This is a genomic window from Microbacterium capsulatum (genome assembly GCF_030865425.1).
GTDB lineage: Bacteria > Actinomycetota > Actinomycetes > Actinomycetales > Microbacteriaceae > Microbacterium > Microbacterium capsulatum.
Map to the genome: position 1 here is coordinate 71,599 of NZ_JAVFCB010000011.1, position 13,099 is coordinate 84,697.

10 protein-coding genes are annotated in these 13,099 nt (G+C 72.8%); 3 read left to right on the forward strand and 7 right to left on the reverse strand.

The window, feature by feature from the left end; genetic code table 11:
- Nucleotides 1–104 precede the first annotated feature (104 nt).
- Nucleotides 105–1,058 (reverse strand): prephenate dehydratase, encoded by a 954-nt coding sequence (gene pheA / locus RBR11_RS16440; protein WP_373889814.1) that lies wholly within the window; start codon nt 1,056–1,058, stop codon nt 105–107.
- 105 nt (nt 1,059–1,163) lie between these two features.
- Here pheA and pgm point away from each other — a divergent pair, with 105 nt between their 5' ends.
- Complete coding sequence (pgm, locus tag RBR11_RS16445; RefSeq protein WP_308490463.1) at nt 1,164–2,807, forward strand: phosphoglucomutase (alpha-D-glucose-1,6-bisphosphate-dependent); 1,644 nt, start codon at nt 1,164–1,166, stop codon at nt 2,805–2,807.
- A 275-nt stretch (nt 2,808–3,082) separates the two neighbouring features.
- Here pgm and RBR11_RS16450 read toward each other — a convergent pair whose 3' ends face one another.
- From RBR11_RS16450 to RBR11_RS16475, 6 genes are all read right to left on the reverse strand, one after another.
- Nucleotides 3,083–4,144 (reverse strand): LacI family DNA-binding transcriptional regulator, encoded by a 1,062-nt coding sequence (locus RBR11_RS16450; protein WP_308490464.1) that lies wholly within the window; start codon nt 4,142–4,144, stop codon nt 3,083–3,085.
- 71 nt (nt 4,145–4,215) lie between these two features.
- Nucleotides 4,216–4,968: a sugar phosphate isomerase/epimerase family protein gene (locus tag RBR11_RS16455; RefSeq protein WP_308490465.1), complete on the reverse strand. Its 753-nt coding sequence runs from the start codon at nt 4,966–4,968 to the stop codon at nt 4,216–4,218.
- A 112-nt stretch (nt 4,969–5,080) separates the two neighbouring features.
- On the reverse strand, nt 5,081–5,947 hold the full coding sequence (locus RBR11_RS16460) for a sugar phosphate isomerase/epimerase family protein (RefSeq protein WP_308490466.1): 867 nt from the start codon (nt 5,945–5,947) through the stop codon (nt 5,081–5,083).
- Nucleotides 5,944–7,116, reverse strand: a complete 1,173-nt coding sequence (locus RBR11_RS16465; protein WP_308490467.1) for a dihydrodipicolinate synthase family protein — start codon at nt 7,114–7,116, stop codon at nt 5,944–5,946. The genes RBR11_RS16460 and RBR11_RS16465 overlap by 4 nt, the downstream gene beginning before the upstream one ends.
- An 8-nt stretch (nt 7,117–7,124) precedes the next feature.
- Nucleotides 7,125–8,252 (reverse strand): Gfo/Idh/MocA family protein, encoded by a 1,128-nt coding sequence (locus tag RBR11_RS16470; protein WP_308490493.1) that lies wholly within the window; start codon nt 8,250–8,252, stop codon nt 7,125–7,127.
- Nucleotides 8,253–8,879: 627 nt separating this feature from the next.
- The gene (locus RBR11_RS16475; protein ID WP_308490494.1) at nt 8,880–9,839 is read right to left on the reverse strand and encodes a LacI family DNA-binding transcriptional regulator; all 960 of its coding nucleotides are present in this window, start codon (nt 9,837–9,839) and stop codon (nt 8,880–8,882) included.
- A gap of 273 nt (nt 9,840–10,112) precedes the next feature.
- Here RBR11_RS16475 and galT point away from each other — a divergent pair, with 273 nt between their 5' ends.
- Entirely contained in the window at nt 10,113–11,483 is a 1,371-nt protein-coding gene (gene galT / locus RBR11_RS16480; protein WP_308490468.1) for a galactose-1-phosphate uridylyltransferase, read from the forward strand.
- A gap of 122 nt (nt 11,484–11,605) precedes the next feature.
- The gene (galK, locus tag RBR11_RS16485) at nt 11,606–12,994 is read left to right on the forward strand and encodes a galactokinase (protein ID WP_308490469.1); all 1,389 of its coding nucleotides are present in this window, start codon (nt 11,606–11,608) and stop codon (nt 12,992–12,994) included.
- The last annotated feature ends 105 nt before the right edge of the window (nt 12,995–13,099 follow it).

Genomic DNA, 13,099 nt, shown 5'->3' on the forward strand with positions numbered 1-13,099 from the left:
CCTCGCTCAACGACCCCGAGCAGGCCCGAGCTCGCCCGATCGCCGCGTTTCGTCTCGGTCGCGCTACGCGCGTCCTCGCTCAACGACCCCGAGCAGGCCCAGCCCTACGCCTCGGGCTCGCCGGCGATCAGGCCGCGGATCCAGTCCCGCGCCTCGACGAAGACGTCGTCGGCGTAGCGCTCCGGGTACTGCACGATGCGGCGGTCGGCCCGGGGGTACGAGCCGAGGTAGACCACGCGGGGGCTGAACCGGCGGATGCCGAGCAGTGCGTCGGCCATGCGCTCGTCCTGGATGTGGCCGTCCGCGTCGAGCACGAACCGGTACCGACCGAGCTCGTCCCCGATCGGGCGGGACTGCAGCAGCGACAGGTTGATGCCGCGGGTCGAGAACTGTTCGAGCAGTTCGAGCAGGGCGCCGGCGTGATCCTCGGGCAGCTCGACGATGAGCGACGTCTTGTCCGCGCCGGTCGGCGGGGCGGGGGCCGTGGTGCGCGCGACGAGCACGAACCGGGTCACGGCGTTGTCGTTGTCGCCGATGTCGTCGGCCAGGAGCTCGAGGTCGTGGTGTTGCACGATGCCGGGGGCCGCGATCGCCGCGTCGGCGGGGAGGGATCCGTCCAGGATCCCCAGCGCCGAGGCCACGTTGCTCGCCGCGGGCACGTGCTGGTGGTTCGGGATGTGCTCCCCGAGCCAGCCGTAGCACTGCGCGTAGGCGACGGGGTGCGCGGCGATGACCCGGACGTCCTCGATCCGGGTTCCGGGAGGCGCGACGAGCACGAAGTCGACCTTGACCAGGTACTCGCCGACGATCCGCAGGCCGGGGAGGGTGGCCAGGGCGTCGAGGGTCGTGGTGACGCCGCCCTCGACCGAGTTCTCGATCGCGATCATGGCGGCGTCGCTGCGTCCGCTCAGCACGTCGGACAGCGCCTCGCCCACGTTGTGCACCGGGCGCCAGTCGTGGCCGCGCGCCTCGGGCACCTGCTCGAGCGCGGCCTCGGTGAACGTCCCCGCAGGGCCGAGATAGCTGTAGGTGCGGCGGATGGGGGCGGCGTCGGTCACGGCATTCAGCCTAGTCGTCGCCGTGCGGAGGCCTTCCTCTCTGTGACCCCGGGCGTCCTCCGATTCGAAGATGCGAACGTCCCCGCGACGGGGCAGACTATCCGCATGACGAGCCGTGCCGGCCTCCCCGCGGAGGAAAGCGACCTGATCGACGTCGACGAGCTGATCGCCGCCTACTACGACCGGATCCCCGATCCGAGGATCTCCACGGAACGGGTGGTGTTCGGCACGAGCGGCCACCGCGGATCCTCGCTGTCCGGCAGCTTCAACGAGCAGCACATCCTCGCGACGACCCAGGCGATCGTCGACTACCGGGGCGCCCAGGGCATCACCGGCCCCCTGTTCCTCGGCCGCGACACGCACGCGCTGTCCCGCCCCGCGGAGCGCAGCGCCATCGAGGTCCTCGTCGCGAACGGCGTCGACGTGCGCGTCGACGCACGCGACGCGTGGGTGCCGACACCCGCGCTCAGCCACGCGATCCTCTCCTACAACCGGGGCCGCGCCGCGAACGACCCGGCCCGCGCCGACGGCATCGTGGTCACCCCCTCGCACAACCCGCCCCGCGACGGCGGCTTCAAGTACAACCCCCCGCACGGCGGCCCCGCCGACACCGACGCGACCGGCTGGATCGCGAACCGCGCGAACGAGCTGATCGAGAACGGCCTCACCGAGGTGAAGCGCACCCGCATCGCCGACATCGACATCGACTCGCTCGGCTCCTACGACTTCCGCGACGCGTACGTCCGCGACCTGCCGTCGATCATCGACGTCGAGGCGATCAAGCGCGCGGGCGTGCGGATCGGAGCGGATCCGCTGGGCGGCGCCTCGGTCGAGTACTGGGCGCTCATCGCCGAGATGCACGGCCTCGACCTCACCGTCGTGAACCCCGAGGTCGACCCGACCTGGCGCTTCATGACGCTGGACTGGGACGAGAAGATCCGGATGGATCCGTCCTCCCCGTCGGCGATGGCGTCGCTGGTCGCGAAGAAGGGCGACTACGACGTGCTCACCGGCAATGACGCCGACGCCGACCGGCACGGCATAGTCACCCCCGACGCCGGCCTGATGAACCCGAACCACTACCTGGCGGTCGCGATCGACTACCTGTTCTCGCACCGCGAGGGGTGGGCGCGCGACGCGGCGATCGGCAAGACCCTGGTGTCGTCGATGATCATCGACCGGGTCGCGGAGTCGCTCGGCCGGCGCCTGCTCGAGGTGCCCGTCGGGTTCAAGTGGTTCGTGCCGGGGCTGCTGGACGGATCCGTCGCGTTCGGCGGCGAGGAGTCGGCCGGCGCCTCCTTCCTGCGCCGGGACGGATCCGTGTGGTCAACAGACAAGGACGGGATCCTGCTGTGCCTGCTCGCCGCGGAGATCATCGCGGTGACCGGCAAGAGCCCGTCCGAGCGGTACCGCGAGCTCGAGGACGCGTTCGGCGCCTCGGCCTATCAGCGGGTGGACGCCCCGGCGACGCCGGAGCAGAAGGCGACGCTCGGCAGACTGTCTCCCGAGTCGGTCTCGGCCACCGAGCTCGCCGACGAGGCGATCACGGCGAAGCTCTCGCACGCCCCGGGCAACGGCGCCGCGATCGGCGGCCTCAAGGTGCAGACCGAGCACGCCTGGTTCGCGGCGCGCCCCTCCGGCACGGAGGACGTCTACAAGCTGTACGCCGAGTCGCTGCTGGGCCCGGAGCACCTCGCCCAGGTGCAGGAGGAGGCCCGAGCGGTCGTCAGCGCCGCCCTGGGCGGCTGACCCCTCGGGGTCGTTGAGCGAGCGCAGCGAGACGAAACGCGGTGACCCCACGGGGGGGTCACCGGGATCACCCCCGACCATGTCCCACTTCTGACCCACCGTGTCCCCCTTTCTGACCCGCCGTGTCCCACTTTCTGCTCCAGAACCAGCGGTTTAGAGCAGAAAGTGGGACACGGGCAGGGGGGATCCGGGCACGGGCGGGTCCGGGTTCGGGCGCGCCTGGGATTCAGACAGGCCCGGGATTCGGACAGGCCCGGGCACTGAATCGCCCGGGCTCAGCGCCCGGGGGTGCTGTCGCGGACGACGACCTCGACGGGCAGCGGGTCCTGCTGCCAGTCCTCGTCGACGATCGCGCGGAAGGCCTGGTAGCCGGCGTCGTTCAGCGGGATCCGCACGGTGGTGAGCGACGGCGTCACGTCGCTGCTGGCGGGCACGTCGTCGAAGCCGCACACCGCGATGTCGGATCCGACCTCCCGCCCCGCCGCGCGGATCGCCGAGATCGCGCCGAGCGCGACGACGTCGCTCATCCCGAACACGAGCGTCCCGGGCTCGACGCCCTCGGCGAGCGCCCCGGCCATGGCCGCAGCGCCCGATTCGCGGCGGAAGTCCGCGCGGACGATCCGCTCGACCCGACCGCCGCCGGAGGCGAACCCGCGGGTGAAGCCGTCCAGGCGGTCGTCGGAGGTGCGCACGCCCGCGGCGGCGGCGATCCCGATCGCCGTCCGGTAGCCGAGCGCGGCCATGCGCCGGCCGAGCTCCTCCGCACCGCCGGCGTTGTCGATCACGACCGAGCGCTCCGCGCCGTCGTCGCCGTGCCGTTCGCCGAAGGCGACGACCCGGCCGCCGAAGCGCTCGAACGCCTCGAGCTCGGATCCGGCCTCCGCGCCGTCGGGGTGCTCCGCCCGCGACGCGGCGAGGATCAGCCCCATCGGGCGCTGGCCGCGCAGGGCGCGCACGATGCGGTTCTCCCGCTCCGGATCGCGCTCGGTGATCGCGATCGTGACGACGAGGCCGCGCTCGTCGGCGCCGCGGGCGACCCCGGCTGCGATCTGGCCGAAGTAGGGGTCGGCGATGTCGGCGACGAGCAGCGCGATGACCGGCGAACGCCCGCGTGCGGTCGCCTGCGCCGACACGTTCGGGGTGTAGCCGAGGGCCTCGGCCGCGCGCTCCACGCGCTCGCGGAACGCCTCGGCGACCTTGCGCTCGGATCCGTTCAGCACCCGGGACGCGGTCGCGAGCGAGACGCCGGCCTCGCGCGCGACGTCGTGCAGCGTGGCCGCGTGCGGGAGCGTGCGCGGCGACGCGTCAGGGGTGCGGGCGATGCCGTCCTGCGTCACAGGGAAAGGCTTTCCGAGCTCATGCCCCTGAGCCTAGCGTCCGAGGCGCGTCATCGCCCGGGCCGGACGGCTCACGCCAGGTACGCGATCAGTGCCGCGGCCTCGGCGGCGAGCGCCTCGGGGGCGTCGTCGGGCACGAACTCGAGCAGCGCATCGCGCGGCGGTGCCGGCGCGGCGGCGGCGCGGGCGAAGAACCCGCGCCAGAGCTCGTCCCGGCCGGTCAGCGGCAGCCGCTGGGCCACGGGCCACCACGAGAAGACGTGCACGGCCGAGACGCGATCCGCGAGCCGGTCGTACTCGGCGAGCGCGATCTCGTCGGGGGCGGACACGGTGGGCTGCCAGTACGTCGAGAGGTGCGGGCTGCCGACCTCGGCGAGCACGCGCAGGGTGGCGTCCGGGCCGTCGGCGAGGGTGCGGCCGTGGAACTCGAGCGCGAGGGCGATGCCGCGCTCGGCCGCCTGCGCCGTCGCGGCGGCGAGGGAGTCGATCACGGCCGCGTGCTCCTGCGGGGTCGCGGAGGCGGATCCGATCGAGCCGGCCCACACGCGGATCCGGTCCGCGCCGAGCGCCTCGGCGGAGTCCAGGATCGGGGCGATCTCCTCACCCGGGCCTGCGCGGAAGTACGACCCGTACGAGCAGACCTCGAGCCCCGCGTCGGCGGTGATCCGGGCGACCTCGGCCGCGCGCGCGGCGTCGCCCGGGGGCACGTGCACGTCGCCGCCCCACTCGATCACGCGCAGCCCGGCGGCGGCGGCGAGTGCCGCGACCCCCGCGGGATCCCGCTGCCGGAAGGTCACGGAGCACAGGCCGGGTCGGATGCTCATGGGGTCAGCCTTTCATGGTGTGCGCGATTGACCGCGAGACCGAACCTGAGTCGCGAGACGGGCGAAGATTCGCGCGGTCTCGCGACGCAGGTTCGGTCTCGCGGACAGGGGGTCAGGCCAGGTGCGGCGAGACGGCCGCCCCGAAGGTCTCGGCCGTGCGGCGGACGACCTCGACCGGATCCTGGGCCCAGATGTCGGCGTTGAAGATCTCCACTTCGATGTCGCGGTCGTAGCCGGTGGCGACGACCGCCCGGGTGAGGGATCCGAAGTCGATGATCCCGTCGCCGGTGTAGTGCCGGCTCAGCAGCACGTCGGCGGGCAGCGGGGTCTTCCAGTCGCACACCTGGTAGGTCGCGATCCGGCCCTCGCGCCCGGCGCGCGCGATCTGGTCCAGCACCTGCGGATCCCACCAGATGTGGAAGGTGTCGACCGCGGCGCCGACCACGGCGGGGTCGAAGTCGGCGGCGATGTCGAGCGCCTGCCCGAGCGTCGAGACGACGCAGCGGTCGGATCCGAACATCGGGTGCAGCGGCTCGATCGCGAGCGTCACGCCGGCCGCCGCGGCGTCGGCGGAGAGCTCGCCGATCGCGTCGCGCACGCGCGCGCGGGCGCCGATCAGGTCGCGGGATCCCTCCGGCAGGCCCCCGGCGACGAGGACGAGCACGGCCGTGGATCCCGCAGCCCCGGCGGCGGCGAGCGTCGCGGTCTCCTCGATCGCCCGGCGGTTGTCGTCGAGCGCCGCCTCGCGCTCCGGCCCGGCGGGCAGCGTGAAGAACCCGCCGCGGCAGTGCGTCGTGAACCGAAGACCCGAGTCGGCGAGCATCTGCGCGGCCGTGTCGAGCCCGACCTCGTTCACGGGCTCGCGCCACAGGCCGATGCCCTGCACCCCGGCCTCGGCCGTGACGCGCAGCGCGGTGGCGAGATCGGCGTACTTGATCGTGGCCTGATTGATCGACAGGCGCGGGTCGACTTCGATCATGCGCCGACCCCGTTCAGGGCCAGCATGCCGTGCCAGCGCTCGCGGGCGAGCTCCGGATCCTCGAACGCGAGCGAGGCGTTCGCGAGCTCGACGATGCGGCTGAGGTGCGGCAGGCTGCGCGCGGAGTGCAGGCCGCCGACCATCTGGAACGCGGGCTGGTGGCCGTTGAGCCAGGCGAGGAACGCGACACCGGTCTTGTAGAAGAAGGTCGGCGCGGCGAAGACCTGGCGGCTGAGCTCCTCGGTGGGGCCGAGGATCTCGAGGTACCGGGCGGGATCGCCCGCGTCGAGCGCCTGGATCGCGGCGGAGGCGACCGGGGTGATCGCGGCGAACGCGCCGAGCAGGGCGTCGGAGCGACCTTCCCCCTGCCCGACGGTGCCGCCGCCGATCAGCCCGACGTAGTTGAAGTCGTCACCGGTGAACATCCGCACGCCCTCGGGCAGCTGCGACCGCACAGTCACCTCGGACTCGGCGTTCAGCAGGCTCATCTTCACGCCCGCCACCTTGCCCGGGTTCGTGCCGATGATCTCGAGCAGCGTCCGCGACGCCGTCTGCCAGTCCGAGGCGCCGAAGTACCCCTCGAGCTGCGGGTCGAACGCGGTGCCGAGCCAGTGCAGCACGACCGGGGTCGTCGCCTTCGACAGCACGGCGTCGTAGACGCGGCGGTAGTCCTCCGCCGACTCCGCGGCGCGGGCGAGGTGGCGGGAGGCCATCAGCACGGGGCCGGCGCCCTGCTCCTCGGTGAAGTGCAGCTGCTCGGTGTACGCGTCGATGATCTGCGCGAGCGGGATCCGCTCCTCGTCGACGTGGTCGGTGTTGACGCCGACGACGACGGATCCGCCCTCCTCGCGGGCGACCTCCGCGCTGCGGGCGATGAGCTCGCGGGTGGCCGCGGCGTCCAGGCCCATGTTGCGCTGCGCAGTGTCCATGGCGTCGGCGACGCCGAGGCCCCACGAGTAGACATTGCGGCGGAACGAGAGCGTGGCGTCCCAGTCGATGTCGGCGGGCCGGCCCGGGGTGTTCTCGGCGTGCGCCTTCGGCACCACATGCGCGGCAGCGTAGGCGACGCGGCTCTGCAGCGGCGCGGCCGGGCGGGCGTACGCGCCGGAGCCGTTGAGCTCGACCTCGGTGGTGCCGCCGTCGGCGGCGAGGAGGCGGATCGTCGTCATCGCGGGCCTCAGTCCAGGCTCAGCGCGGGCAGCGCGATCTTGCGGCCCTCGGCGCTGGACGCCAGGCCGGCCTCGGCGAGCTGCACGCCGCGGGCGCCGGCGAGCAGGTCGAAGTCGTATTCCGTTCCGAGCACATACGACTCGAGGAACTCCTCCCACTGCTGGCGGAACCCGTTCAGGAACACGTCGTTCACGGGCACCTCGGCCCAGTCCGCGTCGTAGTCGTGGGAGTCGGCGAGGTCGGGGTTCCACACCGGCTTCGGGGTGGCGTTGCGGTGCTGGATCTTCGCGCCGAACAGGCCCACGACCGCGGACCCGTGCGTGCCGTCGACCTGGAACTCGACCAGCTCGTCGCGGTTCACGCGCACGGTCCAGCTGGAGTTGATCTCGGCCACGATCCCGCCGGAGAGTTCGAAGATGCCGTACGCGGCATCCTCGGCGGTCGCGGTGTAGTGCTCGCCCTTCTCGTCCCAGCGGTCGGCGATGTGTACGGCGGCCTGCGCGTAGACGCTCTTGACCTCGCCGAACAGGTTCTCCATGACGTAGTTCCAGTGCGGGAACATGTCGGAGATGATGCCGCCGCCGTCCTCGGTGCGGTAGTTCCAGCTGGGGCGCTGAGCGGGCTGCCAGTCGCCCTCGAACACCCAGTAGCCGAACTCGCCGCGCACGCAGAGGATCCGTCCGAAGAAGCCGGAGTCGATGAGGCGCTTGAGCTTCTGCAGCCCGGGCAGGTAGAGCTTGTCGTGCACGACGCCGGTCTTGACGCCGGCGGTGCGGGCGAGGCGGGCGAGCTCGAGGGCCTCGTCGAGCGACTCGGCCGTCGGCTTCTCGGTGTAGATCGCCTTGCCCGCGGCGATGGCCTTGCGGATCGCGGTCGCGCGGGCCTTGGTCACGAGGAAGTCGGCGTAGATCTCCCACTGCGGGTCGGCGAGCGCCGCGTCGAGGTCGGTCGTCCAGTCGGCGATGCCGTGCTTCGCGGCGAGCTCAGCGAGCTTCTGCTCGCTGCGGCCGACGAGGATCGGCTTGACCGTGACGCGGGTGCCGTCGGGCAGCTCGATGCCGCCCTGCTCGCGGATCGTCAGGATCGAGCGCACCAGGTGCTGGCGGTAGCCCATGCGCCCGGAGACGCCGTTCATGATGATGCCGATCTCGCGGGTGGTCGTCTCTGCCACGGTGCCTCCTTCGCTCGTGCTTCCCCCGGTTCCGAACGGCGGGTAAGCGCTTTCCAGTTGATCCATGGTGGCATGGGGATGCGCTTTCCGCAAGTGCGGCTGGCGGATCATCGGGGCGGAGCCGGGGCTGTCAGACTCGGGGCGGAGGTGGGGCTGGTGGAGGGGACGGGGGGCGGGCGTGGAGATGGATTTCGCTTCCCGCGCGGGCTCAGCAGCGGCGAAATCCATCCCCGGGGTCGACCGAGACCTCTGCAGGTGTCGCCGAAGATGGATATCGCATCTCGCGCGCGCTCGACAGAGGCGAATTCCATCTCTGATGCCGGACCGGAGCACCCGGGCGGGCGTGGAGATGGATATCGCTTCCCGCGCCGGCCCGACAGAAGCGATTTCCATCTCTGGGGCCGGACCGGGGCACCCCGAGTCCGCCGGAGATGGATTTCGCGTCCCACACGGGCTCAGCAGCTGCGAATTCCATCCCCCGGGGGGACCGGTGCTCCCGGGGCAGCGCGGGAGATGGATTTCGCTTCCTGCGCGGGTCTCTCAGACGCGAATTCCATCCAGGGGAGGTCGGATCCGCGTGCCGGAATCCGCTCAGGAGCTGACCCGCACCACCAGCTTCGGCACGAGCAGCGCTGCACCGGGTGCGTCCTGGCCGCCCTCGACCCGGCCCACGACCAGTCCGACCGCCTGTTCGCCGAGCGCGCCGAAGTCCTGCCGGACGGTGGTCAGCGGCGGGCGGAACTCGGCCGCATCGGCGATGTCGTCGAAGCCGACGACCGCGACGTCGTCCGGGATCCGGCGGCCGGCGTCGGCGAGGGCGCGGAGCACCCCGAGCGCCATCTGGTCGTTGGCGGCGAAGATCGCGGTGACGGACGGATCCGCCGCGAGACGGGCTCCGACCTCATGACCGGATGCCGCGCTCCAGTCGCCGCGGATCGGATCCGGGATCGCGATCCCGCGGGCGGCGAGCTCCTCGCGCCAGCCGCGCTCGCGCTCGGCTGCGGCGAAGGATCCGGCCGGGCCGGCGAGGTGGTGGACGACCGCCCGCCCGCGGTCGACCAGGTGGGCGGTCGCGGCCCGCGCGCCGGCCGCGTGATCGGTGCCGATCACGGCGAAGCGGGGATCGTCGGGAGAGTCCACGACGACGAGGGCGAGGCCGGCCGGATCCGCGTCGCGGGCGAGCACGGACGCCTCGTTCAACACGATCGCGCCGTCGACGCCCTGCTCGTGCAGCCGGTCGAAGGCCTCGCCGATCCGCCCGGCGGAGCCCAGGGTGACGACGGCCAGCGCGTACCCGCGAGTCTCGGCGGCCTCGGCGACGGCCTGAAGCAGCGCTGAATTGCCGACCGTGGCGAGGGTCTGCGCGACCACGCCGATCGTGCGCGAGCGCCCCGTGCGCAACGCGCGGGCGGCAAGATGCGGGCGGTAGCCGAGCTCGGCCATCGCCGCTTCGACCCTGGCCCGGGTGCCCGGATCCACACGCGGGCTGTCGTTGACGACGCGCGACACGGTCTGCCCGGAGACTCCCGCACGCGCCGCGACCATCGCCATGGACACGCGGCCGCTCGGCCGGGGGCCGCGGCGCGCAGGGGCCGGGGTGCCGGCGTCGATGCCTCGGAGTTCGCGCAACTCGTCGTCGTACTTCGCCATGTCCGCCTCTCCGTCCCGATCGCACCCACTCGGCTTCCCTGCCGGAGCACCCCGTGTCGGCCGATCGCGACTCCGGATCCGCCGGGGGTCACCGGATCCGCTCCCGCTCCGATCCGCCTCGCGCTCAACGCAGGAGTGTTGACGCTATCACGCTCCATATCGTACCGTGTTTACGTGAACATGGAACTGGATCCTGAGTTCGACACGCCCGCCGAGGCCGCGAACGGAGCCACCGCGAACGGAGCCACCGTGAACGGCACCGCGCCGAACGGAGCCACCGTGAACGGCACCGCGCCGAAAGGGGCCTCCCCCACGCCCGGCACGGCGACCACCGGCGCGAACGACACCGCATCCGCCGCCGAAGTCCCGGCGAGCACGGATGTCGCCGGCACCCCCGAACTCCTGGGCGCCGGCGTCGTCAAGCGCGCCACCCGCCTCGCCGACGGGCGCGAGCTCGTCTACTACGACGACCCCGGCACCACGCTGCCCGCGGAGCGCTCGATCGACGCGCGCGCCCTCGACCCCCGCCCCGAAACCGCGATGATGCGGCAGGACGTGCTCACCGGCGACTGGATCACGTTCGCCACCAAGCGGCAGAACCGGGTGATGATGCCGAGCGCCGACGCCGACCCGCTCGCGCCGCAGACCCCGACGAACCCCTCCGAGGTGCCGGCGCTGTACGACGTCGCCGTCTTCGAGAACCGCTCGCCGTCGTTCGGCCCTGCCCTCGCCGAGGCGTTCGGCGGTGCACCAGAGGGCCGCAACGCCCCGCACGGCCTGGACGACCTCGAGGCGATCGGCATCGCCCGCACCCGCACGAGCGTCGGCCGGTGCGAGGTCGTCTGCTTCAGCCCGGAGCACGCCGGATCCTTCGGCACCCAGTCCGTCACCCGCGCCCGCACCGTGATCGAGGCCTGGGCGGATCGCACCGCAGCCCTGTCGGCCCTGCCCGGGATCGAGCAGGTGTTCCCGTTCGAGAACCGCGGCGAGGCGATCGGCGTCACCCTGCCGCACCCGCACGGCCAGATCTACGCCTACCCGTACGTCACGCCGCGCACGCAGCGGCTGCGCGAGAGCATCGACCGCACGGACAAGAGCCTGTTCGCGCGGATCCTGGAGAGCGAACAGCGCTCGGACCGGGTCGTGCTGCAGGGCGAGCACTGGACCGCGTACGTGCCGTTCGCGGCGCGCTGGCCGCTCGAGGTGCAGCTGCTGCCGCACCGCCACGTGCCCGACTTCTCGGAGCTGTCCAGCCAGGAGCGCGACGAGCTCGCCCCGCTCTACCTGCATCTGCTTCGCGGCGTCGACGCCCTGTACGAGACCCCGACCCCGTACATCGCGGCCTGGCACCAGGCGCCCGTGCACGTCGCGCGCGACACCATCCGGATGCGGCTCGAGCTCACCAGCCCCCGCCGTGCCGCCGACAAGCTGAAGTTCCTCGCCGGATCCGAGGCCGCCATGTCCGCCTGGACCGCCGAGATCCTCCCCGAGGACGCCGCCGCACGCCTCCGCGAGGCGATCGCGTCGGTGCCGGCCCCCGTCTGATCCCCCTCCCCTCCGTACCGTGTCCCACCTTCTGCGCCCGAATCGCCCTTTCGGCAGCGGGAAGTGGGACATCACCCACCGAAAGTGGGACACGGACAGCACTCACCCTCCGAGGAGACCCGATGACCGACGCTGAACCCGCGGCCCCGGCAGCCCCGGCCCCGGCACCCGCAGCCCCGGCAACCGCAGCCTCGGCAACCGCAGACCCGGCCACCGCAGCAGCCACCGCAGCCGCAGCCGCAGCCCCCGCAGACCCGGCAACCGCAGACCCGGCAGCCCCGGCCCCGGCACCCGCAGCCCCGGCACCCGCAGACCCGGCCACCGCAGCAGCCACCGCGTCCGCCGACCTGTTCCGCGCGCTGACCGGATCCGCGCCCACCGGCGTCTGGTCGGCGCCGGGCAGGGCGAACCTCATCGGCGAGCACACCGACTACAACGACGGGTTCGTGCTGCCGTTCGCGATCCAGCACCGCACGTACGCGGCGGCGCGGCTGCGCACCGACGGCCGGATCCGCGTCGCCTCGACCTTCGCCGACGCGCCGGTCGAGGTCGCCCTCGCGGATCTGGACACGCTGTTCCCGTCCGACGGCGCCCCGCGCGTCCCGGAGTGGTCCGCCTACCCGCTCGGCGTGGCGTGGGCGCTCCGGGCCCTTCGACAGGCTCAGGGACCGGCAGCCGGAACCCTCCCCGGCGTCGACCTCGCGATCGCCTCGGACGTGCCGGTCGGGGCGGGCCTGTCCTCCTCCGCCGCGATCGAAGGAGCGGCCGGATCCGCCCTGAACGAGCTCTGGGGCCTGGGACTGGATCCCGTGACGCTCGCGCAGGCGGGCCGCCGCGCCGAGAACGAGGCCGTCGGCGCCCCGACCGGGATCATGGACCAGATGGCGTCGATGCTCGGCGTCGCCGACGCCGCGACGTTCCTGGACTGCCGCTCGCTCGAGACCGCGTCGATTCCGCTCGGCTTCGCGGAGGCCGGGCTCGAGGTGCTCGTGATCGACACGGGCGTGAAGCACGCCCATTCCACGGGCGGCTACCGCGAGCGTCGGGAGTCCTGCGAGCGCGGCGCCGCGGCCCTCGGCGTGCCGGCCCTGCGCGACGTGCGGGTCGAGGATCTGCCACGGGCGGCCGAACTGCTCGACGACATAGACTTCCGCCGGGTGCGGCACGTCGTGACCGAGGACCGGCGCGTGCTCGACACCGTGGCCGTGCTCGCGGAGCGCGGCCCGCGCGGGATCGGCGAGCTGCTCGTCGCCTCGCACGCCTCGATGCGGGACGACTTCGAGATCTCGATCCCCGAGCTCGACACCGCGGTCGACACCGCCCTCGCGCACGGCGCGGTCGGCGCGCGGATGACCGGCGGCGGCTTCGGCGGCGCAGCGATCGCCCTCGTCGACCACGCCCTCGTCGAGCCCGTCTCCGCCGCCGTGCGCGCTGCCTTCGCCGCCGCCGGCTTCGCCGAGCCGCACCTGTTCACGGTGGCCCCGTCGGCCGGCCCCCGCCGCGACGCCTGACCTACCAGATCCGCCCCTGCTGACCGCGAGACCGATCCTGCGTCGCGAAACCCCGCGTATGAACGTCGGTCTCGAACCCCGGATTCGGTCTCGCGGTCACCAGGG